This window comes from Streptomyces sp. NPDC107471 (genome assembly GCF_055582845.1).
Genome location: NZ_JBVJPC010000004.1, coordinates 611,518 through 635,610 on the forward strand (window position 1 = coordinate 611,518; position 24,093 = coordinate 635,610).

Consider the following 24,093-nt stretch of genomic DNA (forward strand, 5'->3'; position numbering starts at 1 on the left):
GGTCGCCGGAGCCGATTGTCAGACCCCGCCCGTAGAGTCGAAGACGAGTGATCCGACACGCGGGCGGGAGGTGACAGGACGTATGAGCGACAGGGCCATGCTGGCCGAGCGCGGCGCCGAGCGGCGGACGGCGGACGTCCCGCTCCGGCTCGCCGCCGTCTTCCTGCCCGCCCCCCTGCCCCGTGACGGCCGGATCGCGTTCTGGGACCCCGAGGGCGCGCCCCTGCCGGCCGAGGACCCCGACACCACGTCCCCCGAGCGCACCGAGCTCACCGTCGTACGACCGCACGGAGCCGGAGTCCGGCGCCGGACCGCCCCCGCCCTCACGCTCCCGGTCGGCGAGGCCCTTCCGCTGCTCGTCCGGGCCCGGCGCGATCCCGCCGCGCACCCCGCCACCGCCTGCTGGGGCGCCGCCGCCCTGCACGCGCTGCGGCTCACCGCCCGCGGCCGCCTGCTGCCCGGACTCACCGCCACCGGCCACGACGCCTGGCGGGCCGGCCCTCTCGACCCCGACGACATCGCCCACCTCCGCGCGGTCGCGGCCGCCCTGCCCCCCGAGGGCCACGCGGTCCCGCTGCCCGGCGCCGGCCCGCTGCGGCTGCCGGAGCCGGAAGCCCTGATGCGCTCCTTCCTGGACGCGGTCGCCGACACCCTGCCCCGCACCCCCGCCGCCCCCCACGCCTCCGGCAGGCCCTTCGCGGACCGCGCCCCCCAGCGGCTGCCGCACGCCCAGGACTGGGCCGCCGAGGTGGCCGCCGGCATGGACGCGGGCGTGCGGATCTCGCTCCGCCTGGACCTGTCGGCGTACAACCTGTTCAACGCCGAGGCCGACGGTGTGCGCAGCGCGGGCGCCGCGATCGTCCAGGTGCACAGCCTCGCCGACCCGACCCTGGTGACCGACGCGGCGGCCCTGTGGGCGGGGGACGCCGACGCCGTCTTCGGGCCACGCGCGCGCGTGGACGCGGCCCTCGCCGTGCGGCGCGCCGCACGGGTCTGGGCGCCCCTGGACCGGCTCTCCGAGCAGGACGTGCCGGACGTACTGGCCCTGTCCGACGAGGAGTTGGGCGACCTGCTCGGCGTGGCCGCGACCCGGCTCGCGGCGGCCGGAGTGGCGGTCCACTGGCCCCGGGACCTGGCGCAGGACCTCACCGCGGCGGCGGTCGTACGCCCCGCCCCGGGCTCGGCGACCGACGGCACCGGCTTCTTCGAGAGCGAGGAACTCCTCCAGTTCCGCTGGCAGTTGGCGCTCGGCGGCGACCCGCTCAGCGAGGCCGAGATGGACGAGCTGGCCGAGGCCCACCGCCCCGTCGTACGCCTCAGGGACCAGTGGGTGCTGGTCGACCCCGCCCTCGTGCGCAAGGCCCGCAAACGCGAACTGGGCCTGCTCGACCCGGTCGACGCGCTCTCCGTGGCCCTCACCGGCAGCGCGGAGGTCGACGGCGAGACGGTGGACGCGGTGCCGGTCGGAGCGCTCGCCGCCCTGCGCGACCGCCTGACGGCCGGGGTGCGCCCCGCCGAACCGCCCGCGGGCCTGCACGCCACGCTCCGCGACTACCAACTGCGCGGACTGGCCTGGCTGGACCTCATGACCTCCCTCGGCCTCGGCGGCTGCCTCGCCGACGACATGGGCCTCGGCAAGACCATCACCGTCATCGCCCTGCACCTGCGCCGGGCCCGCCGCGAGCCGACCCTCGTCGTCTGCCCCGCCTCCCTCCTGGGCAACTGGCAGCGGGAGATCACCCGGTTCGCGCCCGGTGTCCCCGTGCGCCGCTTCCACGGCACGGACCGCAGCCTGGACGAGCTCGACGGCGGCTTCGTCCTCACCACCTACGGCACCATGCGGGCAGCGGCGGCGAGGCTGGCCGACCAGCGCTGGGGCATGGTCGTCGCGGACGAGGCCCAGCACGTGAAGAACCCCTACTCGGCGACCGCGAAGGCCCTGCGCACCATCCCGTCGCCCGCGCGCGTGGCCCTGACCGGCACCCCGGTCGAGAACAACCTCTCGGAGCTGTGGGCCCTGCTCGACTGGACCACCCCCGGACTCCTCGGCCCCCTCAAGTCCTTCCGCGCCCGCCACGCCCGCGCGGTGGAGAACGGCGAGGACGAGGAGGCGGTGACCAGGCTGGCGAAGCTGGTGCGGCCCTTCCTCCTGCGCCGCAAGAAGTCCGACCCGGGCATCGTCCCCGAGCTGCCGCCCAAGACCGAGACGGACCACCCGGTCCCGCTCACCCGCGAACAGGCCTCGCTGTACGAGGCGGTGGTGCGCGAGTCGCTGCACGCGATCGAGACGGCGCAGGGCATCGCGCGCCGGGGCCTGGTGCTGAAGCTGCTGGGCGCGCTCAAGCAGATCTGCGACCACCCCGCGCTGTACCTGAAGGAGGAGGTGCCGCCGACGGCCGGCGAGCGCCTGGTCGCCCGCTCCGGCAAACTGGCCCTGCTGGACGAGCTGTTGGACACCCTGCTGGCGGAGGACGGCTCGGCTCTCGTCTTCACCCAGTACGTGGGGATGGCCCGCCTGATCACCGCCCACCTCGCCGCCCGCGCGGTCCCGGTGGACCTGCTGCACGGCGGGACGCCGGTGCCGGAGCGCGAGCGCATGGTGGACCGTTTCCAGAGCGGTGCGATCCCGGTGCTCGTGCTGTCGTTGAAGGCGGCGGGCACCGGCCTCAACCTCACCCGCGCGGGGCACGTCGTCCACTTCGACCGCTGGTGGAACCCGGCCGTCGAGGAACAGGCCACCGACCGCGCCTACCGCATCGGCCAGACCCAGCCCGTCCAGGTCCACCGCCTCATCACCGAGGGCACCGTGGAGGACCGCATCGCCGAGATGCTCGAAGCGAAGCGCGCCCTCGCCGACGCGATCCTCGGCTCCGGCGAGTCCGCCCTCACCGAACTCACCGACCGCGAACTGACCGACCTGGTCTCCCTCCGGAGGCAGTCATGACCCCGGGCCCGGCCGACGAGGCCCGCCGAGCCCTGCGGGCGGCCCGGGAGCGGGCGGCCAGGGGCGGCGCGAGCGATGCCGACGAGGAGCGGGGCGGGGGCCCGCTGCCCGGGGAGGGCGAGGGGACCGCCCTGGCGGCGGGCGAGAAGGACTTCACGGGCGAGGGGAGCGGAGGTTCGGCGGGGGAGGCCGACGATTCCGTCGCGTCCGGTGCCGGGGGTTCCGCGGCCGGGGTGAGTCGCGGGGCTGAGGGGGTGGGGACCTCCGGGGCACGCGGTTCGGGTGACGCGGCCCGCGCGGCCCTGCGGGAAGCTGTCGCGGCGCGGCGGGCTGTGCCGACGAACGATGCCGCGGGCCGGTCCGAGGCGGACGCCGGCGGTGCCGACGGGGCCGTGTCCGGCTCCGCCAGGTCCGCTCAGTCCGGCACACCCGGACCGGAGACCACCGCGACGCGGCCCACCTCGGACACCGGTACGACCGACGCCTCGCGTCCGTCCGGCATGATCGGCACCGCGCGTCCGTCCGGTACGACCGACGTCCCGCATCCGTCCGGTACGACCGACGTCTCGCGTCCGTCCGGCATGATCGACACCCCGCGTCCGTCCGGTACCACCGGAGCCCCGCATCCGTCCGGTACGACCGACGCCCCGCGTCCCTCCGACGCAGGCACCCACCCCACCACCACCCCCAACTCCGGTTCCACACAAGCCCCGTCCCCCGCGGACGCCCGCGATGCCGGACCCGCGGGGCAGCCCGGTGTGCGTCCCGCCGATGCCGCTCGTGAAGCGCTGCGCGCGGCACGCAGGAGGCGGGCGGACGCCGAGGCCGCGGAAGCGGAAGCCGCCCGCGCACGCCGGCCCCGCCGGGCCACCCCGACCGCGTCCCGGGACCGGAGCCGTACGCCGAGCACGGCCGCAGGCGTCCGGGCCCGTGACGTACGGGAGTTGCTGGCCGACGCCTTCCGGATGCCCGACCACGTGGACCAGGCGGGGGAGGACCAGGAGAGCGAGAGCGAGGGCAACCGCCCTGCGCGGCACGGCAGTTCCCTCCCGGACACGCCCGCCCCCGCCCCCGGCCAAGGCCTCCCGCCCGCCGAATCCCGAGCGGCAACCGCCTCCGACGCGTACCCGGCCCCCGCCGCCCCGACCCCGTCCTCCCCCCGCCACCCCCGCTCCATGGCCGCCCCCAACCGGGACAACGACCTGCGTCGCACCTTCCCGGCGTTCCCTCCCCGCGTTTCCGAGGACGCCCGGTTCGCCGAGACCTGGTGGGGCAACGCCTGGGTCGCCGCGCTGGAGGAGGGCGCACTGGACGCCAAGCGGCTGGCGCGGGGCCGGGGTTACGCCGAGCAGGGCCACGTGGACGGGATCACCGTGACGCCCGGGCTCGTGCTCGCCTATGTGCAGGGCAGCCGCGCCCGGCCGTACCGCGTGCAGGTGCGATTGCGGACGCTCGGGGACGCCGACTGGGACCGCTTCCTGGACCGTGCCGCCGACCGGACGGGACACATCGCCGCGCTGCTGGACCGGGAGATGCCCGAGGCGCTGGCGGATTGCGGAGTGCCGTTGCTGCCGGGCCCCGGCGATCTGGAACCGCAGTGCAGTTGCCCCGACCGCGGTCACCCCTGCAAGCACGCCGCCGCCCTCTGCTACCAGACGGCACGCCTGCTGGACGCCGACCCCTTCGTCCTGCTCCTGCTGCGCGGCCGGGGCGAGCGCGAACTGCTCGACGCGCTGTCCCGACTGAGCGCCGCCCGCGCGGCCCGTGCCGCCCAGGAACAGGAGCCGGCACCGCTGCCCGGCGTACGCGCGGCCGAGGCCCTCGCGCCCCGCCGGCTCCCGCCGCTGCCGGCCCCGCTGCCCGTCCCCCCGCACCCCGAGCAGCCCCCGGCCTACCCCGCGTCCCCGGGCGGCCCCGACCCCTTCGCCTTGGACCAGCTCGCCACCGACGCCGCCGCCCGCGCCCACGCCCTGCTCGGCACCGGCCGCGACCCGGTCGGCGACCTCACCCTCTGGCAGGACGCGGTCCGCCTCGCCGCCGCCCGCCCCGGTTCCGGCCTCACCGCCGGCACCCGCGCCCTGTACGCGTCCCTCGCCGCGGCCACCGACCGCACCCCGGCCGACCTGGCCCGCGCGGTCGCCGCCTGGAGACAGGGCGGGCTCGAAGGGCTCGCCGTCCTCGAAGAACCCTGGGACCCCCCGGCCGGCCGCTTCGACCGTGCCCGCCCGCTCCTCCTCGCCGCCGACCTCCCCGCCTTCCGCCCGTGGCACAACCACCTCACCCACCCCCGCGGCCACATCCAGCTCCGCCTCGGCCGCGACGGCCTGTGGTACGCCTACGAGTCCGAACCGGGCCACGACGACTGGTGGCCCCGCGGCACCCCCGACCTGGACCCGGTCGGCGCCCTCACGGGCCTCGGCACCCCGACCGACCTCTGAGCCCACCCGGGCCGACCCCACCCGGGCTCACCGTGAAGGCCGTGTGAGAGTTCGCCGGTGATGTTCGGGAGCCCGAGGTGAGGAGCGGGACCTTCGGGTCCGGGCCGCCAGGAAAGGCGGTTAGCGTGGGGGCGTGAGTGAGACGCAGACCCCCGCCCTCCAGTACCGCTTCGACGGCCCGGAGGACGCCCCCGTCCTCATCCTGGGGCCGTCCCTCGGGACCACGTGGCACATGTGGGACCGCCAGGTCCCCGAGCTGGTCAAGCAGTGGCGCGTCTTCCGCTTCGACCTGCCCGGGCACGGCGGCGCGCCCGCCTACCCGGCCGGTTCCGTCGGCGACCTCACCGACCGGCTGCTCGCCACCCTGGACCGGTTCGGGGTGCAGCGCTTCGGCTACGCGGGCTGCGCGCTCGGCGGCGCGATCGGCATGGAGCTGGCTCTGCGGCACCCGGAGCGGCTCGCCTCGCTCGCCCTGATCGCTGCGTCGCCCCGCTTCGGCACGGCCGACGAGTTCCGGCAGCGCGGGGTGATCGTACGGACGAACGGGCTCGACCCCATCGCCCGTACCTCGCCGGAGCGCTGGTTCACCTCGGGGTTCGCCGCCGCCCAGCCCGCGATCACCGAGTGGGCCGTGCAGATGGTGCGCACCACCGACCCCGGCTGCTACATCGCGGCCTGCGAGGCGCTCGCCGCGTTCGACGTGCGGGCCGACCTCGCGAGCGTCGGGGTGCCGACCCTGGTCCTGGTCGGCTCCGACGACCAGGTCACCGGTCCCGCCGAGGCCCGCACCCTGGTCGCGGGCATCCCGGACGCCCGGCTCGCCGTCGTGCCCGGCGCCTCCCACCTGGTGCCGGTCGAGCAGCCCGCCGCCGTCACCGACCTCCTGGTCAGACACTTCTCCACCGCCTGGCAGCCCGCCTTCGACTCCACCACCGGCCAGACGGCGATCCCCGCGGCCCCGGTCGCGCCGGTCCTGACGTCCGCGCCGCCGCACCCCGTGCCGATCGCCGAGATCGCCCCGGCCGCCCCGGACCCGCAGCCGGCGGGCCGTGTCGATCCGTACGACGCCGGGATCAAGGTGCGCCGCGAGGTGCTCGGCGACGCACACGTCGACCGGACGCTGGCGCAGGCCGACGACTTCTCGGGCGACTTCCAGGAGCTCCTCACCCGCTACGCCTGGGGCGAGATCTGGGACCGGCCGGGCCTCGACCGCCGTTCCCGCAGTGTCGCCACCCTCACCGCGCTGGTCGCGGGCGGGCACCTGGACGAGCTCGCCTCCCACACCCGGGCCGCCCTGCGCAACGGCCTCACCCCCGTCGAGATCAAGGAAGTGCTGCTCCAGGCCGCCGTGTACTGCGGGGTCCCGGCGGCCAACAGCGCCTTCAAGGTGGCCCAGCAGGTCATCCGCGAGGAGACCACGCCCACCGAGTGATCGTCCGAGGCGGGTGGCGAGAGCACCAGCCTGTGCTGCCCGTTCGCGCGGGACGGGGGGGCAGGATGGACCCCATGAAGCTCACGAAGAAGTCGCACGCCTGTGTCCGGCTCGAGAAGGACGGACAGACGCTCGTCCTCGACCCCGGGGCCTTCAGCGAGGAGGACGCCGTCCTCGGCGCCGACGCGATCCTCGTCACCCACGAACACGCCGACCACTACAGCGAGGAACGGCTGCGGACTTCCCTGGACGCCAACCCGGCCGCCGAGGTCTGGACGCTGAAGGCGGTCGCCGAGAAGATCGGGGCGGCCTTCCCGGGCCGCGTGCACACCGTCGGTCACGGCGACACCTTCACCGCCGCCGGTTTCGACGTCCAGGTGCACGGCGAACTGCACGCGGTGATCCACCCGGACATCCCGCGCATCACCAACGTCGGCTACCTGATCGACGGCGGCAGGGTCTTCCACCCCGGCGACGCCCTCACCGTCCCCGACCACGCGGTCGAGACGCTGATGCTCCCCGTCATGGCCCCCTGGAGCAAGATCTCCGAGGTCATCGACTACGTCCGCGAGGTCAGGCCGCAGCGCGCCTACGACATCCACGACGCCCTCCTCACCGACCTCGCCCGCCCGATCTACGACCACCAGATCGGTGCCCTCGGCGGCGCGGAGCACCTGCGGCTGAAGCCGGGGGAGAGCACGGCTCTCTGAGTGTCAGTGGCGCCCGGTAGGTTGTGAGGCATGCGCATCGCCACCTGGAACGTCAACTCGATCACCGCCCGTCTCCCGAGGCTGCTGGCCTGGCTGGAGAGCACCGGCACCGATGTGCTGTGCCTCCAGGAGGCCAAGCTGGCCGAGGAGCAGTTCCCGTTCGACCAGCTCCGCGAGGCGGGCTACGAGGCAGCGGTCCACGCGACCGGGCGGTGGAACGGCGTGGCGGTGATCTCCCGGGTGGGCATCGAGGACGTCGTCAAGGGCCTGCCCGGCGACCCGGGCTACGACGGCGCCCCGGAGCCCCGCGCGATCGCCGCGACCTGCGGCCCGGTCCGCGTCTGGTCGGTCTACGTCCCCAACGGCCGTGAGGTCGACCACCCGCACTACGCCTACAAGCTCCAGTGGTTCGAGGCCCTGACGGCCGCCGTCGCCGGTGACGCGGCCGGCAGCCGCCCCTTCGCGGTCCTGGGCGACTACAACGTGGCGCCGACCGACGACGACGTCTACGACGTGGCCGCCTTCGAGGGCCTCACCCATGTCACCCCGGCCGAGCGCGCCGCCCTCGCCTCCCTGCGCGCAGCGGGCCTGTCGGACGTGGTCCCGCGGCCCCTCAAGTACGACCACCCGTTCACGTACTGGGACTACCGCCAGCTCTGCTTCCCCAAGAACCGCGGCATGCGCATCGACCTGGTGTACGGCAACGAAACCTTCGCGAAGGCCGTCACCGACGCCTACGTCGACCGCGAGGAGCGCAAGGGCAAGGGCGCGTCCGATCACGCCCCGGTCGTGGTCGACCTGGACGTCTAGCACCCCGGCCGGCCCGTTCTCACCTCTCGCCGATGAGGGACGAAAACCGCATCGCGCGGCCAAGCGGACTTCGGTGGCACGCCGACGCGGCCTGCGCGGAGCCGGGCGGAAACGACAGCCGCGCGCCTGTGGTGCCCGCGGCCGGGTGAGTGACACGCTGGGCGTATGAAGATCCCTTTTCTGGGCGGCTGGAGCGAGAAACCGGGGACCCGCGACCCGGAGGGAATCGCTGAACTCCTCTCCGAGTGCGAGCTCCTGCGCTCCCACGCCGCTCGTTCGGGTGTCCGACTGGACGACACGGCAGCCTCGTTGGAGGCGCTCGACCAGGTGGTGCCGGCCTGGCGGGACGACGAGGAGATCCTGCTCTGGCTGGGCAACGACGCGGGGCTGTACCTGGGCACGGTCATCGTCCGGACCGTCCCCGGCGCGGCCTGGGACCTGCGTGCGGACGGCCAGCCCGTGATCAGACTGGAGTCCGGCCGCGAGTTCGACGTTGTGGCCTCGGGGCACGAGTGGGCCGCCAGCGGGGTGCCCGAGCTGTCCCAGCTCTACGCGGAGGTCGCCGAGGAGTGAATCCATGGCCGTAAGCGCGGCGTAAATACGGCTAATGACCGGAAAGTGCGTGTCGTTCCTTATGCGTAATCTTGCCTCGATAAGTTGCGGCAACCACGACACAGTTCTGAGAGTGAGTAGGGCTGGGCATGGCCGTCGTCGATCCGTTGATCGAACTGCGTGACGTCAACAAGTACTACGGGGAGCTGCATGTCCTGCAGGACATCAACCTCACCGTCGGCAAGGGGGAGGTGGTCGTGGTCATCGGCCCTTCGGGGTCGGGCAAGTCCACGCTCTGCAGGACGATCAACCGCCTGGAGACCATCAAGTCCGGTTCCATCACGCTCGACGGGCAGCCGCTGCCCGAGGAGGGCAAGGCCCTCGCGAAGCTCCGTGCCGAGGTCGGCATGGTCTTCCAGTCCTTCAACCTGTTCGCCCACAAGACGGTCCTGCAGAACGTCTCGCTGGCCCAGGTCAAGGTCCGCGGACGAAAGAAGGACGAGGCCGACCGGCGCTCGCGCCAACTCCTCGACCGGGTGGGCCTCGCCGACCAGGCCGACAAGTACCCGGCCCAGCTCTCCGGCGGCCAGCAGCAGCGCGTGGCCATCGCCCGCGCCCTCGCCATGGAGCCCAAGGCCCTGCTCTTCGACGAGCCGACCTCCGCCCTCGACCCGGAGATGATCAACGAAGTCCTGGAGGTCATGCGGCAACTGGCCCAGGAGGGCATGACCATGGTCGTCGTCACCCACGAGATGGGCTTCGCCCGCTCGGCCGCCAACCGCGTGGTGTTCATGGCCGACGGCCGCATCGTCGAGGACCGCGCCCCGGACGACTTCTTCACCAACCCGGACAGCGAGCGCGCCAGGGACTTCCTCTCCAAGATCCTCAAGCACTGAGAGGAGCGACGGCCATGTCCTCGAGCCTCGACTACGATGGTCCGCTCACCCCCACGGTGACGGCGACCGAGCCTCCAGGGACCCTGCTGCCGGGTGGGGGTCCCCCCACGGCCCGTCAGCCGTAGGGGGCAGCAGTCACAGAGCCATACCCGCCCGGCGTCGGCCGGAGATCACTGCTCGCGCAGCGGAATCGACACGTACGACGGGTCGTTCGCCGGTGAGGAGAAGGTCAGCCGAGCGCCGGACGGGTTGTGCTCGATGTAGAGCGGGTCGACCGTGTCCACCACCAGGGCCAGCCGGTGCCCTGCCGGCACGTCGTAGGCCGTGGAGAACAGCTCCAGGTCGACATCGAACGGCTGCCCGGGCGTCCGCCCGTGGAAGGTGTACGGCGCGTGGGAGACCAGCTTGCCGAGGCCGAGCGGCCCCACGTCGTACAGGTAGGCGACGAGGGTGCCGCTCTCCTTGGTGGGGGTGAGGGTGGTGTGCAACTTTGCGGTGCCGCGCACCTGTTGGGCACTCGCGTACTTCTCCGACTGCCACACCGCGGCCCAGCGGCGGGGGAGCAGGGGGATCGAGGCGACCGGGGGGACCTGGGCCAGTTGGTCGAGGATGCTGGACAGGAAGACGATCCCGCCGTCCGCGCCCGAGTCGACGTTGGTGCGGATCGTGGTGGTGCCGGAGAGGGCGATCCTCTTGCGCGTCGCGCCGACCGACTCCCAGTCCGGGTAACCCTCGTAGCCGCCCGTGGAACGGGACTTGAGCCGGACCGGCTGCTCACGGTCGATGCCGTTGTCCGCGCCCTTGAGGTAGTGGTCGAACCAGCGCCCGGTGTCGGACCAGACGTCGTTGGGGAGGCCGAACAGCCCGGTCAGTTCGGCCGTGGCGTGGTCGCCGGGGCGGAACTCGAGTCTCTTCGGGCCGGTCAGCTTCTCGTAGAAGTCCGCGTACTGGTTGGGCGGGAAGATCGAGTCGCCCCAGGCGTTGGCCATCATGACCGCCGCGCCGTTCTGGTTGAGTTGATCCACGTATGTGGCGACCGAACGTTTCTTCCCCCAGTCGATCATGTCCTGTTCCTTCGACAGGTTCGACGCGTAGAAGTTGTCGAAGATCTGCCGGAGTTCGGCGCTCTGGCGGCCGGTGACCAGGCTCGCGCCGTCCAGCAGGGCCGAGGCCTGGACGTGCTGGGTGCGGCCGGAGTAGATCGAGTCGATCAGGTCGGCCCAGCCGCTGAGGGCCGCGACCGCCTTGACGCGCTTGTCCTTGGCGGCGGTGAGCAGGCTGATGCCGGCGCCGTAGGAGACGCCCGCCATGCCGATGTGCGCGGAGTCGGCGGGGGTGTTGGCGAGCGCCCAGTCGATGACCTTCGAGGCGTCGGCCGTGTCGGGAGGGCCCGCCACTTCTATCTCCCCGCCCGACTGCCAGAACCCGCGGACGTTGTAACTGACCACGACGTAACCGGAGTTCGCGAGCTTCTGGGCCTGGGCGAGGTACTCGACCTGGGGCAGGCCCCAGCTCGTGGGCAGGACGAGCAGCGGGTAGCGCTGTGCGCCGTCGGCGCCGGCGGGCGTGATGACGTTCGCCTTGAGGGCGGTGCCGCCGTCACCGGCGATGTCGACGAAGCGGACGGCGTCGGCCGCCTGTGCGGTGGGGGCGAGTCCGAGGGCGCTACCGGCGATCAGGGTCGCGGAGACGGCGCCCACGGTGGTCGTACGCAGGGCCTTGCGAGGGTGTCCCACGGGTCACTCCTACTCGTGTCAATGCAAAGTGACCAGACGGTAACCTCGGCGTCTTACCGGAGGTAACCCGTCGGTAAGTTACGTGGGAGTAACGATTGTTGTGGTGTGAATCAAATCAGGAGGCGCGGTGGGAGTTCCGTGGAGCCGCGGTCGTCGGCAAGGGCGTCTTGGCCTCCCGCGTCACGTCCGCGACCAGCTCCACGACATCCGGGCCGTACGCACCGGAGTTGATGACCTTCAGCAGCAGTACGAAGGTGCTGTCCCCGTACTTGCGGGTCAACCGCTCGTGGTTGCGGGCCAGATAGCGGGTCGCGGCCTGGTTGCTGATCGCGGTCTGCCCGCAGAAGAGGAAGACGGGCCGGGCGCCGTTGCTCTGCTCGACCGTGAGCCGGGCGAGCAGGGCGTACTCGGCCGTGCCGACCTCCACGCGGTAGCGCTCGGTGCCCACCTGGAAGGCGCCGCGGTCCGGGCTCGGCTCGGCGTCCACGTTGACCCGGACGCCGGGCAGCAGGGAGGAGAGGTGCGCCGCCATACGGCGGTTGGAGGCCGGGCCTCCCACGCAGAACTCGGTGCGCTCGCCGAAGCCCTGCCGTGCCGCGTCGTGCGGGAGGACCTGGGCGTGCGCGTTGCAGTCCTTGATGAGGGCGGCGAGTTCGAGCAGGGCGAACACGTCGTAACGCATCACCGCGAGGTCCGGGCCGCTCGCGCCGCGGTTCACGACCAGCAGGGACTCGGAGTTGTCGGGCAGCCCGAAGAAGCCCTGCTTGCGGCGGAGTTTCCGCTTCCACAGGTACGTCCGGGCGATCCAGCCGAGCGCGGCGCTGATGCCGGCCGCCACCACGCCCAGGACGATGTTGCGCACGTCGTCAGTCATGTGCGCGCATGCTAGCGGCCCTGCACGGTTGGTACGTACCGGTGTTCGAAGTGTGGCATTCGTATGACACCTGACCCGAAGAGGGGTGTCGGGGCTCCGGCGATGTGGTTACGCTGCGCGGACGGTCCTGGACTGGAGGTACGGATGCGTCGCCCTGTCGCACGGAAACTGTCGGTCCTGGCGGTCTCGGCCGCCGTGGTGTCGGTGGGGGCGGCAGCGCCGCCGCAGACCACCTCGGCACCCGAGAAAGCACCCGTCGCCGTCGGCTACGGCGGCGCCGTCTCCAGCGTCGACGCGGACGCCTCCGCCGCCGGCATCGAGGTCCTGAGGAAGGGCGGCAACGCGGTCGACGCGGCCGTCGCCACCGCAGCCGCGCTCGGTGTCACCGAGCCGTACTCCGCCGGCGTCGGCGGGGGCGGCTACTTCGTCTACTACGACGCCAAGTCCCGTACGGTCCACACGATCGACGGCCGTGAGACGGCACCGCTCACCGCGGACTCCGACCTGTTCGTGGAGAACGGCCAGCCGCTCGCCTTCGCCGACGCCGTCAGCAGCGGGCTGAGCGTCGGCACCCCGGGCACGCCGGCCACGTGGGCCACGGCGCTGGACGAGTGGGGCAGCAGATCGCTCGGCAGCGTCCTGAAGCCGGCCGAGCGGATCGCCCGGGACGGGTTCACGGTCGACGACACCTTCCGCTCGCAGACCGCGTCCAACGAGACGCGGTTCCGCTACTTCCCGGACACCGCGGAGCTGTTCCTGCCCGGCGGACAGTTGCCGGTCGTCGGGTCCACCTTCAAGAACCCCGATCTCGCCCGCACCTACCGGGAGTTGGGACGCGAGGGCGTGGACGCGATCTACCACGGCGACCTCGGCGACGACATCGTCGACACCGTGAACCACCCGCCGGTCGACCCGGCCTCGGGCTGGAACGCCCGCCCGGGCGACCTGTCCGAGAAGGACCTCGCCGCCTACCGCGCCAAGCTCCAGAAACCGACCAGGACCTCGTACCGCGGACTCGGCGTCTACTCCATCGCGCCCTCCTCCTCCGGCGGCACGACGGTCGCCGAGGCCCTCAACATCCTGGAGCACACCGACCTCTCGAAGGCGAGCGAGGTCCAGTACCTGCACCACTACATCGAGGCCAGCCGGATCGCGTTCGCGGACCGCGGGCGCTGGGTCGGCGACCCCGCCTTCGAGGACGTACCGACCAAGGGGCTGCTGTCCCAGCGGTTCGCCGACTCGCGGGCCTGTCTGATCAGGGACGACACGGTGCTCAAGAGCCCGGTGGCGCCGGGCGATCCGCGGCATCCGGGAGCCTGCACGGACCGGGGCACCGCGGCTCCGACGACGTACGAGGGCGAGAACACCACGCATCTGACGGTGGCGGACAAGTGGGGCAACGTCGTCGCCTACACCCTGACCATCGAGCAGACGGGCGGCAGCGCGATCACCGTTCCCGGGCGGGGGTTCATCCTCAACAACGAGCTGACGGACTTCTCCTTCAGCCCGGCGAACCCGGCCGTGCACGACCCGAACCTGCCGGGCCCCGGCAAGCGGCCGCGGTCCTCGATCTCGCCGACCATCGTGCTCGACCGGCACAACAAGCCCGTGGTGGCGCTCGGTTCGCCCGGCGGGGCGACCATCATCACGACCGTGCTCCAGGTGCTGACCGAGTTCGTCGACCGCGGGCTGCCACTGGTGGACGCGATCGCCGCGCCCCGGGCGAGCCAGCGCAACGCCGCACAGACCGAACTGGAGCCGGAGCTGTACAGCAGCGGGGAGCGGTCGCAACTGGAGGCGATCGGGCACTCGTTCAAGCTGAACCCGGAGATCGGGGCGGCCACGGGCGTGCAGCGGCTGCCGGGTGGGAAGTGGCTTGCCGCCGCTGAGACCGTTCGGCGGGGTGGAGGATCCGCGCAAGTGGTGTACCCCGCGCCGTAGTCGTCCTCAGGCGCGTGGGGGCTCGTCGCGCCCCGCGGTGGAGCCGCGGATCTACACAGCCCCGCGCCCCTGGGGAGTCCGCGTGAACGTCAGACCGCCTGCCGCTGTGTCCACCGTCACCGTGTCGCCCTCGGTGATCGTGCCGTCCAGCAGGAGGCGGGACAGGTGGTTGTCCACCTCCCGCTGGATCGTGCGGCGCAGTGGGCGGGCGCCGTACTCCGGCTGGTAGCCGTGTTCCGCCAGCCAGTCCACCGCGCTGTCGGTGAAGGTGACCGTGACGCCCTGGGCGTGCAGCAGACGGCGGGTGCTCTCCAGCAACAGCTTGGTGATCTCCCGCAGTTGGTCGCCGGTGAGCCGGCGGAAGACGACGATCTCGTCGATGCGGTTCAGGAACTCCGGGCGGAAGTGGTCGCGCAGGGGGCGCAGGATCTGCTCCCGGCGGGCCTCCTCGTCCGTGCCGCCCGACCCGAAGCCGATGCCCGCGCCCCGGCGGGTGATCGCCTCGGACCCCAGGTTGCTGGTCATCACGATCACGGTGTTGGTGAAGTCGACCGTGCGGCCCTGGGAGTCGGTGAGCCGTCCGTCGTCGAGGACCTGGAGGAGGATGTTGAAGACGTCCGGGTGGGCCTTCTCCACCTCGTCCAGGAGCAGCAGCGAGTAGGGGTGCCTGCGGACCACCTCGGTGAGCTGGCCCGCCTCCTCGTGGCCGACGTATCCGGGCGGGGCGCCGACCAGGCGGCTGACCGTGTGGCGCTCCTGGTACTCGCTCATGTCCAGGCGGACCATGCGCTCCTCGCTGCCGAACAGCGACTCGGCGAGCGCGCGGGCCAGTTCGGTCTTGCCGACGCCGGTCGGGCCGAGGAAGAGGAAGCTGCCGATCGGCCGGTCCGGGCTCGCGAGACCGGCGCGGGAGCGCAGGACGGCGTCCGAGACGACCCGTACGGCCTCGTCCTGGCCGACCACCCGCTCGTGCAGGTGGCTCTCCAGGCCGAGCAGCCGGTCCTTCTCCTCCTGGGTGAGGCTGCTGACCGGGATGCCGGTGAGCCGGGACACCACCTGGGCGACGGCCTCCGTGGTGACCTCCAGGTGCTGGCCCTCGTCGGCCGCGTCGCCTCCGGCGGAGTCGGCGATGCGCTGCTTCAACTCGGCTATCCGGTCCCGTAGTTGGGTGGCCTGTTCGTACTGCTCGTCGGCGACCGCCTGGTCCTTGTCCCGGGTCAGTTGCTCGACCTCGCGCTCCAGGGCCCGTACGTCGGTGCCCTTGGTGCGCGCGCGCAGGCGCACCCGCGCCCCCGCCTGGTCGATGAGGTCGATCGCCTTGTCCGGCAGGCGGCGGTCGGTGAGATAGCGGTCGGACAGCTCCACGGCGGCCACCAGCGCCTCGTCGGTGTAGCGGACCTGGTGGTGGGCCTCGTAGCGGTCCCGCAGGCCGCGCAGGATCTCGATCGTGTCGGCCGGGGTGGGCTCCGGGACCAGGATCGGCTGGAAGCGGCGGGCCAGGGCCGCGTCCTTCTCGATCCGGCGGAACTCCTCCAGCGTGGTCGCGCCCACGATGTGCAGCTCGCCGCGGGCCAGGGCGGGCTTGAGGATGTTGCCGGCGTCCAGCGAGCCGCCCTCGCCGCCCCCGCCCGCGCCGACGACGGTGTGCAGCTCGTCGATGAAGACGATCAGCCGGTCGGAGTTGTCGCGGATCTCGCCCACGATGTTCGTCAGGCGCTCCTCGAAGTCGCCCCGGTAGCGGGTGCCCGCCACCACGCCGGTCAGGTCGAGGGCGACGACCCGGCGCCCGATCAGCACGTCGGGTGCGTCCCCGTCGGCGATCCGCTGGGCCAGGCCCTCCACGACGGCGGTCTTGCCGACGCCCGCGTCCCCGATGAGCACCGGGTTGTTCTTGCCGCGGCGGGACAGCACCTCGATGGTCTGCTCGATCTCCTCGTCCCGGCCGATCACCGGGTCGACACGGCCCTGGCGGGCCAGGTCGGTGAGATCGCGGCCGTACTTGTCGAGGGTCGGCGTGCCCGTGCCGCGCGGTGCCTCGGCGCCGGGCTGCCCGGCGTCCGGGGCCGTCTCGGGAGGCAGACCGGTGGGGGCGAACCGGGCCGAGTTGAGGATGTGCCCGGCGGCCGAGTCCGGGTTGGCGGCCAGGGCGCTGAGCACGTGTTCCGGGCCGATGTAGCCGGCGCCCCGGGCGCGGGCCAGCTCGTGCGCGTCCAGCAGGGCGCGCTTGGCGGCCGGGGTCAGGGACAGCGAGGTGGGCGGAGGGGCCTCCTCCGGCTGGTGCTGGACGGGCCCGGAGCGTTCGTCGATCTCCGAGGCCAGCGAGTCGGGGTCGGCGCCGGCCCGGCTCAGCAGCGTCCGGGTCGGTTCCGCCGAGAGCGCGGCCCGCAGCAGGTGCTGGGTGTCCAGATCCCGGCTGCCGTGCTCGGCGGCGTACTGCGCGGCGCCCCGCACCAGCTCCCTGGCCGGCTGGCTCAGCAACTGACCGATGTTGATCTGCCGGGGGCCGGGACGCGGCCCGCCGAAGAAACGGGCGAGGAACTCTCCGAAGGCGTCATAGCCTTCCGGTCCGCTGAATCCGCTGGTCATGTCGTTCCCATCCGGCATCCCCATGGGGTCCCCCCGGGCTGAGCCCGTTCGAGGTCTGGGGGAGGGCCGGGGACACCCTCGCTGATCGACGTGCCGGGGCCGGGTAACCCGGGTGTCAGCCGGTTACACCTTCGCACGGATGGGTGAGTGGGGCATTTTCAGTGGTTCTCGAACGTCCTGAGCCGGCCGAGGGCCTTGCGGAAGGGGCAGGCGGGGGTGCCGGTCGACGGGCGCCGACCTCATGATGCGCGGCGGTGCGGCGGCGGGCCGGCGGCTTCCCCGTCCCGTCGCGCGCATCGACCGGCCTCTCCCCGTACGCCCCTCCCTGAGCCCGCCATGATCAGGGTTGCGCGCCGACTCAGCGCGCTGTCAGCACCCGGGGGCCCGAGTCGGTGATCGCCACGGTGTGCTCGACGTGTGCCGCGCGCGAACCGTCGTTCGTCCTCAGCGTCCAGCCGTCCGGTGCCGTGTGGTACTCGTCCGTGCCGCCGGCGATGAGCATCGGCTCGATCGCGAGCACCATGCCGTGCCGCAGCGCGAGCCCGCGCCCCGGGCGCCCCTCGTTCGGCACCGGCGGGTCCTCGTGCATACGGCGGCCGATGCCGTGGCCGCCGAAGTCGTCCATGATGCCGTAGCCACCGGACCGGCACACCGTGCCGATCGCGTGCGCGATGTCCCCGATGCGGTTGCCCACGACCGCCGCCGAGATCCCGGCCGCCAGGGCCCGCTCGGCCGTTTCGATCAGCCGTACGTCGTCGGCGCGCGGCGCGCCCACCGTGAAGCTGATCGCCGAGTCGCCGGCCCAGCCGCCGAGTTGGGCACCGCAGTCGATGGAGACGAGGTCGCCGTCGCGCAGCCGGTAGGCGGTCGGGATGCCGTGCACGATCGCGTCGTTCACGGACGCGCAGATGACGGCGGGGAAGGGGGTGGTGGCGAAGGTGGGGCGGTAGCCGAGGAAGGGCGAGGACGCGCCTGCCTCCCGCAGCACCCCACGCGCCACCTCGTCCAGCTCCAGCAGGGAAACTCCCACGTCAGCGGCTTGTCGTACGGCGGTCAGGGCGCGCCCGACCACCTGTCCGGCCTCGTACATGGCATCCATCGAGGTATCTGTCTTCAGCTCCACCATGCCAATTACTATACCGGTATTAGAATGGGGTCATGGTGCGCACCCCTCTCACTCCAGAAGAACGCGAACGCGGCGAGCGGCTCGGCCGACTGCTGCGCGAGGCCCGTGGCGGCCGCAGCATGACGGAGGTCGCGGCGAGTGCCGGGATCTCCGCGGAGACCCTCCGGAAGATCGAGACCGGGCGGGCCCCGACCCCGGCGTTCTTCACGGTGGCCGCGCTCGCCCGGGCCCTCGGGCTGTCCATGGACGAGCTGGCCGGACTGTGCGAACTGACAGGCGTGTGACCCGAGTTCGCTCGGCGGCCGGGGGTGCGCCAGGAGCCTCCTGCTGCGCCTTTGAAAACTGTCCGTAGCCTGTTCGTAACACTGCTGGTGTTGCCTTACGGACCGGAGTGCTCCGGTCTGACGGGAGTTGAGCGATGGCAGTGGATCAACTCCCGGGTCGGATGCGGGAGTTCGTGACCTACCTGGGCGGCTTGCTGGCGCGCCTGGACCAGGGCTCCGGCTGGTGCGCGGTGTTCTGGCAGCGGGACCCCGACGGTATGCGGGCCTGCCTCGACGGCCGCGAGGTGCCGCCCTGGGACGTGGTCGAGGCGCTCCTCCAGGACCTCGCCACGGAGTACGGCCCCGGACCGGCCCACGCCGAGGCGGAGCGGGCCCGCCCCCTGCACGCCGCCGCCCAGGCCGCCCACGACGCCCGCCCGGGCGGCCGGGACGCCCTGGGCGACCGCTTCGACGTCATGCTCCGCGAACAGCGCTACGCGGCGGAGCGCCAGGCCGAACTGGGCCGCCGGCTCGCCACGGTCACCACCCAGGCGGAGGCCGACGCCCTCCGCCTGGACCTCGCCTGGGCCCGCGACGACCACGAACGCGCCGTACGACGCTGCGCCGAACTCCGGTCCCGCATGTCCGAACTGGACCGCCGAGCGATCAGCGACGAGGCCCCCGCGATCCAGCGGGGCGACGGCCCCACGTTCGGGGAGCCCGGCGCCTACGGCGGTGCCGCTGTCACGGGTGGCGGCCACGGGGGTGACACTGCCAGGCACAGCGGTCACGGAGCCCGTGGGGCGGGCGGGGAGCGTGAGGCTACGCGGCACGGGGGCGACGCCGGCGGGCATGGAGTCGGTGGGGCGGCGGGCGGTGGGGGCGGGGCCGCGCCGTATGGCGGCGACCCTGGCAGTCATGGAGTCGGTGGGCGCGATGCCGCGTCGTACGCCGGCGAGCCCGGCGGTCGGAGCGGTGAGCACCTGAACATGCCGCACCAGCGGGACGCCCCCGCGGCCACCTGGGCGGACAGCGCCGGGCCCGCGGCACCCCGTCCCGGCCCGGCTGACGGACCCGGACCCGGACACACCCCGCAACAGCCCGCCCCCACCGCCCCGCCGCCGGAGGCGAAGCGCAAGCGTCGGCGCGGCGGTGCCCGCTTCGCCGGGATGGCCGAGGAGGGCGGCGCCGTCGTCGTCGTACCCCCGGCCGCCGTGACCGATCCGCCCGCCGCGCCCGTCGCGAAGGGGCGCACCCCGCGCGGGGCCCGTTTCGCGGGGGCCGCGCAGGTGCCGGAGGCGCGCCCGCAGACCGGTCCGGAGCAGCGTGAGGAGCCGCCGGACGCGGTGGCGCGGCGGGAGACCGCCGAGACGGTCGCGAGGCTGGTGCGGCTGCGCTCGGAGGGGCGTACCGGCGAGGCGCACGCCGTGCTCGTCGAGGTCGCCCATTGGCCCGCCGACCGTTTCCCGCTGCTGGCCGCCGAGCTCCAGCGCGCCGGGCTGGGGGCCGACTGGGCGACCCTGCTGTGGGAGGCCGCCTCGCTGCCCGCCGACCGCCTGGTGGCCGCCGCGGACGCCCTGGTCGAGGCCGGACGGAGCCCGGACGGGGAGCAGGTGCTCAGACAGGGTGTCGCGCGCCCCGCCGGTGAGATCGGCGCGGCCGTGCTGGCCCTGGTCGCCGAGGGCCGCCGCCGTGAGGTCACCGCCCTCCTCGACGCCTACGTGCGCGTCCGCACCCCCGAGGAGGCCGTCCGCAGCGCCGCGCCGGGCCCCGCGACCCTCGTACCGCTGCTCCTCACGGCCGCGCGAGGCGTCTCGGAGGAGCGGCACTGGGACCTGGTGCACGCCCTGCGGGTCGCGGGATTCTCCGCCTGACAGGTCCCGCACAACCCCGCTGACCGGGCACGTCACTCCTCCACTGGAGTGTGAAACGAGATCGACTTCGCGGGTTGACGACGATGGTCTTGGCAAGCCTCTCCAGGAGGCTTACGTTCGTCCCTCTACGGCCGTGTCTACGGGCGTAGAGGCTCTGACGTCCCCGCCGAAGGAGCAGCTCATGGCCAACGTCGTACGTGCCGCTCTGGTCCAGGCCACCTGGACCGGCGACACCGAGTCCATGGTGGCGAAACACGAGGAGCACGCCCGGGAGGCGGCCCGACAGGGCGCGAAGATCATCGGGTTCCAGGAAGTGTTCAACGCCCCCTACTTCTGCCAGGTCCAGGAACCCGAGCACTACCGCTGGGCCGAGCCGGTGCCCGACGGCCCGACCACGAGCCGTATGCAGGAACTCGCCCGCGAGACCGGCATGGTGGTCGTCGTGCCGGTGTTCGAGGTCGAGCAGTCCGGGTTCTACTACAACACCGCGGTCGTGATCGACGCCGACGGCACCATCCTCGGCAAGTACCGCAAGCACCACATCCCGCAGGTCAAGGGCTTCTGGGAGAAGTACTACTTCAAGCCGGGCAACCTCGGCTGGCCGGTGTTCGACACCGCCGTCGGCAAGGTCGGCGTCTACATCTGCTACGACCGCCACTTCCCCGAGGGCTGGCGGCAGTTGGGCCTCAACGGCGCCCAGCTCGTCTACAACCCGTCCGCCACCCACCGGGGCCTGTCCTCCTACCTGTGGCGCCTGGAACAGCCCGCGGCCGCCGTCGCCAACGAGTACTTCGTCGCCGCCATCAACCGGGTCGGCGTCGAGGAGTACGGCGACAACGACTTCTACGGGACGTCGTACTTCGTCGACCCGCGCGGCCAGTTCGTGGGGGACACGGCCAGCGACAAGGAGGAGGAACTCGTCGTCCGCGACCTGGACTTCGACCTCATCGAGGAGGTGCGGCAGCAGTGGGCCTTCTACCGCGACCGCCGCCCCGACGCCTACGAAGGGCTGGTGCAGCCGTGACCGAGGACCTGCTGGGACGTCACCGGGCCGTCCTGCCCGACTGGCTCGCCCTCTACTACGAGGACCCCCTGGAGATCACGCACGGCGAGGGCCGGTACGTGTGGGACTCCGAGGGCAACAGGTACCTCGACTTCTTCGGCGGCATCCTGACCACGATGACCGCGCACGCCCTGCCCGAGATCACCAAGGCGGTGAGCGAACAGGCCGGGCGGATCATCCACTCCTCGACCCTGTACCTGAACCGGCCGATGGTCGAACTCGCCGAGCGCATCGCCCAGTTGTCCGGCGTCCCGGACGCCCGGGTCTTCTTCACCACCTCCGGCACCGAGGCCAACGACACCGCCCTGCTGCTCGCCACCACGTACCGCCGCAGCAACACGATCCTGGCGATGCGCAACAGCTACCACGGCCGGTCCTTCAGCGCGGTCGGCATCACCGGCAACCGCGGCTGGTCGCCGACCTCGCTGTCCCCGCTCCAGACGCTGTACGTCCACGGAGGCGTCCGCACCCGCGGGCCGTACGCCGCTCTGAGCGACGACGACTTCATCGCGGCCTGCGTCGACGACCTGAAGGACCTCCTCGGCCACACCCGTCCGCCCGCCGCCCTGATCGCCGAGCCGATCCAGGGCGTCGGCGGCTTCACCTCCCCGCCCGACGGCCTCTACGCCGCCTTCCGCGAGGTGCTCGACGAGCACGGCATCCTCTGGATCGCCGACGAGGTGCAGACCGGCTGGGGCCGCACCGGCGACCACTTCTGGGGCTGGCAGGCGCACGACCGGAACGGCCCGCCGGACATCCTTACCTTTGCCAAAGGTATCGGCAACGGCATGTCCATCGGCGGGGTCGTCGCCCGCGCCGAGATCATGAACTGCCTCGACTCCAACAGCATCTCGACGTTCGGCGGCACCCAGATCACCATGGCGGCCGGGCTCGCGAACCTGTCGTACCTCCTGGAACACGACCTCCAGGGCAACGCCCGGCGGGTCGGCGGACTGCTGATCGAGCGGCTGCGGGCGGTCGCCGCACAGGTTCCGGGCGTACGGGAGGTGCGCGGGCGCGGACTGATGCTCGGCGTCGAGCTGGTCAGGCCCGGCACCGACGAAGCAGACCCGCAGGCCGCGGCCGCCGTGCTGGAAGCCGCCCGCGCCGAGGGGCTGCTGCTCGGCAAGGGCGGCGGCCACAACACCAGCGCGCTCAGGATCGCCCCGCCCCTGTCCCTGACCGTCGCGGAGGCCGAGGAGGGCGCCGCGATCCTCGAACACGCTCTGAGGAGCACCATCCAGTAGCCCCACAGCGAGGGAACACCGACATGAGCACCACCTTGGAGCCCCTGGAGTCCTCGGAGCCGACCCTGTCGGTCCGTCAGGTCCTCATGCTGGAACGGGTCCTCGCCGGGGAGCCCGAGGTGGTGGCCGGTGCCGGCCAGCTCGACCGGGCCGTGCGCTGGGTGCACGTGGCCGAGGCCGCCGACGTCGGAGTGATGCTCAGCGGCGGCGAGATGGTCCTCACCACCGGCGTGCTGCTCGCCGGCGACGACGGCAAGCAGGCCGAGTACATCCAGTCCCTGCACCGTGCGGAGGCCGCGGCCGTGGTCCTCGGACTCGGCCGCGCCTTCCCGGCTCCGCCGGACGTGATGCGCCGGGCGGCTGAGCGGTGCGGGCTGCCCATGGTCGTCCTGCACCGCCCCTTCCCGTTCGCGGAGCTGACGGAGGAGGTCCAAGCCCGGCTGGTGCGACGGAAGTTCGCCGCGGTCAGCATGTCCGAGGCGGTCCGTACCGCCCTCACCGCACTCATCACCGCGGGCGCCCCGCTGCAACACCTGCTGGACGAGATCGCCCACCACAGCGGCTGCCCCGTGGTCGTCACCAACCTCGCGCACCGCGTCCTCGCCACCGCGGGGGAGCGGTCCGCCGTCGAGGACGTGCTGCGCGACTGGGAGCGCATCGCCCGCCAGGCCGGAGGCAGCGCGGGCGACGGCTGGATCCGCGCCGAACTGGGCGGGCGCGGGGAGCGCTGGGGCCAGATCATGCTGTGCGGCTACCGGGGCGACACCGCGACCGGCCGGCTCCTCGCCGACCGGGCCGCCGAGTCCCTCGTGCTGCACCGCATGCTCGGCGGCACCTCCGTCCACACCTGGGAGGAGCAGTCCGCGCAGAGCCTGCTCACCGACCTGGCCAGCGGGGTCGTCCCGGCCCGGCACCTGCTGCCCCGGGCGCGGGCGGCCGGACTGCCCGTCAACCGGCGCACCTTCGTGCCGCTCGTCGTGTGCGACGGAGATCCCGCCGAACTCGACCGGGTGCTACGACTGTTGGGGCTGCCCGGCATCGTCGCCGAACTCGCCGACGGGGCCACCGCCGTCCTGTTGAGCCTGGCCCGGGACCAGGACGCCGCCGTGCTCACGGCCAACTTCGCGGCCCGGCTGACGCGGACGGTCGTGGCCGCCGCGGACCCGAGGACCTCCTGGGACGACGTCCCGGCGGGGCTGCGGGAGGCCCAGCACGTCGCCGACGCGATCGCGGACTCGGCGCCCGTCCTCGACCTGCCGCCCGTGGTGCGCCTCAGGGACGTCCATCTGCGCGGCCTGATCAGGCTGTTGCGGGACGACCCGCACGTGCAGTCCTTCGCCGAGCGCGAGCTGGACGGGCTGCTGTGCGGGGCGGGGGAGGACCTGCTGGCGGTGCTGCGCACCTATCTCGCCACCGGCCGCAACAAGTCCCGCACCGCCCAGCTCCACCACGTCTCCCGCCCCGCGCTCTACCGGCGGCTGGAAGCCATACAGAGCCGGCTCGGCGTCGACCTCGACGACTTCGAGCAGGCCGCCTCGGTGCACATCGCACTTCTCGCGCATGACGCGCAACAACACTGAAACACGCTACGACCTGGGAAA

Annotated in this window: 17 protein-coding genes; 13 read left to right on the top strand and 4 right to left on the bottom strand. The window is 72.8% G+C overall.

Going from position 1 to position 24,093, the window contains the following annotated elements; translation table 11 throughout:
- The first annotated feature begins 82 nt into the window (after positions 1-82).
- The 7 genes from ACZ66S_RS16560 (at position 83) to ACZ66S_RS16590 (ending at position 9,782) form a co-directional block, all read left to right on the top strand.
- Complete coding sequence (locus tag ACZ66S_RS16560; protein WP_469902229.1) at positions 83-2,944, top strand: DEAD/DEAH box helicase; 2,862 nt, start codon at positions 83-85, stop codon at positions 2,942-2,944.
- Positions 2,941-5,382, top strand: a complete 2,442-nt coding sequence (locus ACZ66S_RS16565; protein WP_469902230.1) for an SWIM zinc finger family protein — start codon at positions 2,941-2,943, stop codon at positions 5,380-5,382. The genes ACZ66S_RS16560 and ACZ66S_RS16565 overlap by 4 nt, the downstream gene beginning before the upstream one ends.
- Before the next feature lie 133 nt (positions 5,383-5,515).
- Complete coding sequence (gene pcaDC, locus ACZ66S_RS16570; RefSeq protein WP_469902231.1) at positions 5,516-6,814, top strand: bifunctional 3-oxoadipate enol-lactonase/4-carboxymuconolactone decarboxylase PcaDC; 1,299 nt, start codon at positions 5,516-5,518, stop codon at positions 6,812-6,814.
- Positions 6,815-6,888: 74 nt separating this feature from the next.
- Positions 6,889-7,524 carry an MBL fold metallo-hydrolase gene (locus tag ACZ66S_RS16575; RefSeq protein ID WP_469902232.1) on the top strand — a complete coding sequence of 212 codons (636 nt, stop codon included), beginning with the start codon at positions 6,889-6,891 and terminating at the stop codon, positions 7,522-7,524.
- 30 nt (positions 7,525-7,554) lie between these two features.
- On the top strand, positions 7,555-8,334 hold the full coding sequence (locus tag ACZ66S_RS16580) for an exodeoxyribonuclease III (protein WP_469902233.1): 780 nt from the start codon (positions 7,555-7,557) through the stop codon (positions 8,332-8,334).
- Between the two features lie 165 nt (positions 8,335-8,499).
- On the top strand, positions 8,500-8,907 hold the full coding sequence (locus tag ACZ66S_RS16585) for a DUF6278 family protein (RefSeq protein WP_469902234.1): 408 nt from the start codon (positions 8,500-8,502) through the stop codon (positions 8,905-8,907).
- 128 nt (positions 8,908-9,035) lie between these two features.
- Positions 9,036-9,782 (top strand): amino acid ABC transporter ATP-binding protein, encoded by a 747-nt coding sequence (locus ACZ66S_RS16590; protein WP_469902235.1) that lies wholly within the window; start codon positions 9,036-9,038, stop codon positions 9,780-9,782.
- Between the two features lie 170 nt (positions 9,783-9,952).
- On the opposite strand, the gene ACZ66S_RS16595 is transcribed toward ACZ66S_RS16590, so the two are convergent.
- Positions 9,953-11,518, bottom strand: a complete 1,566-nt coding sequence (locus tag ACZ66S_RS16595; RefSeq protein ID WP_469902236.1) for a CocE/NonD family hydrolase — start codon at positions 11,516-11,518, stop codon at positions 9,953-9,955.
- Positions 11,519-11,633: 115 nt separating this feature from the next.
- Positions 11,634-12,392, bottom strand: coding sequence for a hypothetical protein (locus ACZ66S_RS16600; protein WP_469902237.1), 759 nt, complete (start codon positions 12,390-12,392; stop codon positions 11,634-11,636).
- A gap of 144 nt (positions 12,393-12,536) precedes the next feature.
- Between ACZ66S_RS16600 and ggt the strand changes: the two genes are divergently transcribed.
- Positions 12,537-14,333 carry a gamma-glutamyltransferase gene (ggt, locus tag ACZ66S_RS16605; protein WP_469902238.1) on the top strand — a complete coding sequence of 599 codons (1,797 nt, stop codon included), beginning with the start codon at positions 12,537-12,539 and terminating at the stop codon, positions 14,331-14,333.
- Positions 14,334-14,384: 51 nt separating this feature from the next.
- Here the strand turns inward: ggt and ACZ66S_RS16610 are convergent, their stop codons facing one another.
- Positions 14,385-16,919, bottom strand: coding sequence for an ATP-dependent Clp protease ATP-binding subunit (locus ACZ66S_RS16610; protein ID WP_469902239.1), 2,535 nt, complete (start codon positions 16,917-16,919; stop codon positions 14,385-14,387).
- A 358-nt stretch (positions 16,920-17,277) separates the two neighbouring features.
- Positions 17,278-18,045: a type I methionyl aminopeptidase gene (gene map, locus ACZ66S_RS16615; RefSeq protein WP_469902240.1), complete on the bottom strand. Its 768-nt coding sequence runs from the start codon at positions 18,043-18,045 to the stop codon at positions 17,278-17,280.
- 32 nt (positions 18,046-18,077) lie between these two features.
- On the opposite strand from map, the gene ACZ66S_RS16620 reads away from it, so the two are divergent.
- The 5 genes from ACZ66S_RS16620 to ACZ66S_RS16640 all read left to right on the top strand — a co-directional run bounded on the left by ACZ66S_RS16620 (position 18,078) and on the right by ACZ66S_RS16640 (position 24,072).
- Positions 18,078-18,329 (top strand): helix-turn-helix domain-containing protein, encoded by a 252-nt coding sequence (locus tag ACZ66S_RS16620; RefSeq protein ID WP_469902241.1) that lies wholly within the window; start codon positions 18,078-18,080, stop codon positions 18,327-18,329.
- A 134-nt stretch (positions 18,330-18,463) separates the two neighbouring features.
- A complete protein-coding gene (locus tag ACZ66S_RS16625; RefSeq protein ID WP_469902242.1) occupies positions 18,464-20,182 on the top strand; it encodes a hypothetical protein in 1,719 nt (572 codons plus the stop codon).
- 181 nt (positions 20,183-20,363) lie between these two features.
- Complete coding sequence (locus ACZ66S_RS16630) at positions 20,364-21,206, top strand: nitrilase-related carbon-nitrogen hydrolase (protein WP_469902243.1); 843 nt, start codon at positions 20,364-20,366, stop codon at positions 21,204-21,206.
- Entirely contained in the window at positions 21,203-22,492 is a 1,290-nt protein-coding gene (locus tag ACZ66S_RS16635; RefSeq protein WP_469902244.1) for an aspartate aminotransferase family protein, read from the top strand. Before ACZ66S_RS16630 ends, ACZ66S_RS16635 begins: the two co-directional genes overlap by 4 nt.
- Before the next feature lie 23 nt (positions 22,493-22,515).
- Entirely contained in the window at positions 22,516-24,072 is a 1,557-nt protein-coding gene (locus ACZ66S_RS16640) for a PucR family transcriptional regulator (protein ID WP_469902245.1), read from the top strand.
- The last annotated feature ends 21 nt before the right edge of the window (positions 24,073-24,093 follow it).

Excerpts from the sequence above, each read along its gene's own strand:
- ACZ66S_RS16560 (WP_469902229.1), top strand. The coding sequence starts at position 83 with ATGAGCGACAGGGCCATGCTGGCCGAGCGCGGCGCCGAGCGGCGGACG.
- ACZ66S_RS16565 (WP_469902230.1), top strand. The coding sequence starts at position 2,941 with ATGACCCCGGGCCCGGCCGACGAGGCCCGCCGAGCCCTGCGGGCGGCC.
- ACZ66S_RS16575 (WP_469902232.1), top strand. The coding sequence starts at position 6,889 with ATGAAGCTCACGAAGAAGTCGCACGCCTGTGTCCGGCTCGAGAAGGAC.
- ACZ66S_RS16580 (WP_469902233.1), top strand. The coding sequence starts at position 7,555 with ATGCGCATCGCCACCTGGAACGTCAACTCGATCACCGCCCGTCTCCCG.
- ACZ66S_RS16585 (WP_469902234.1), top strand. The coding sequence starts at position 8,500 with ATGAAGATCCCTTTTCTGGGCGGCTGGAGCGAGAAACCGGGGACCCGC.
- ACZ66S_RS16590 (WP_469902235.1), top strand. The coding sequence starts at position 9,036 with ATGGCCGTCGTCGATCCGTTGATCGAACTGCGTGACGTCAACAAGTAC.
- ACZ66S_RS16600 (WP_469902237.1), bottom strand. The coding sequence starts at position 12,392 with ATGACTGACGACGTGCGCAACATCGTCCTGGGCGTGGTGGCGGCCGGC.
- ggt (WP_469902238.1), top strand. The coding sequence starts at position 12,537 with ATGCGTCGCCCTGTCGCACGGAAACTGTCGGTCCTGGCGGTCTCGGCC.
- ACZ66S_RS16610 (WP_469902239.1), bottom strand. The coding sequence starts at position 16,919 with ATGACCAGCGGATTCAGCGGACCGGAAGGCTATGACGCCTTCGGAGAG.
- map (WP_469902240.1), bottom strand. The coding sequence starts at position 18,045 with ATGGTGGAGCTGAAGACAGATACCTCGATGGATGCCATGTACGAGGCC.
- ACZ66S_RS16620 (WP_469902241.1), top strand. The coding sequence starts at position 18,078 with ATGGTGCGCACCCCTCTCACTCCAGAAGAACGCGAACGCGGCGAGCGG.
- ACZ66S_RS16625 (WP_469902242.1), top strand. The coding sequence starts at position 18,464 with ATGGCAGTGGATCAACTCCCGGGTCGGATGCGGGAGTTCGTGACCTAC.
- ACZ66S_RS16630 (WP_469902243.1), top strand. The coding sequence starts at position 20,364 with ATGGCCAACGTCGTACGTGCCGCTCTGGTCCAGGCCACCTGGACCGGC.
- ACZ66S_RS16640 (WP_469902245.1), top strand. The coding sequence starts at position 22,516 with ATGAGCACCACCTTGGAGCCCCTGGAGTCCTCGGAGCCGACCCTGTCG.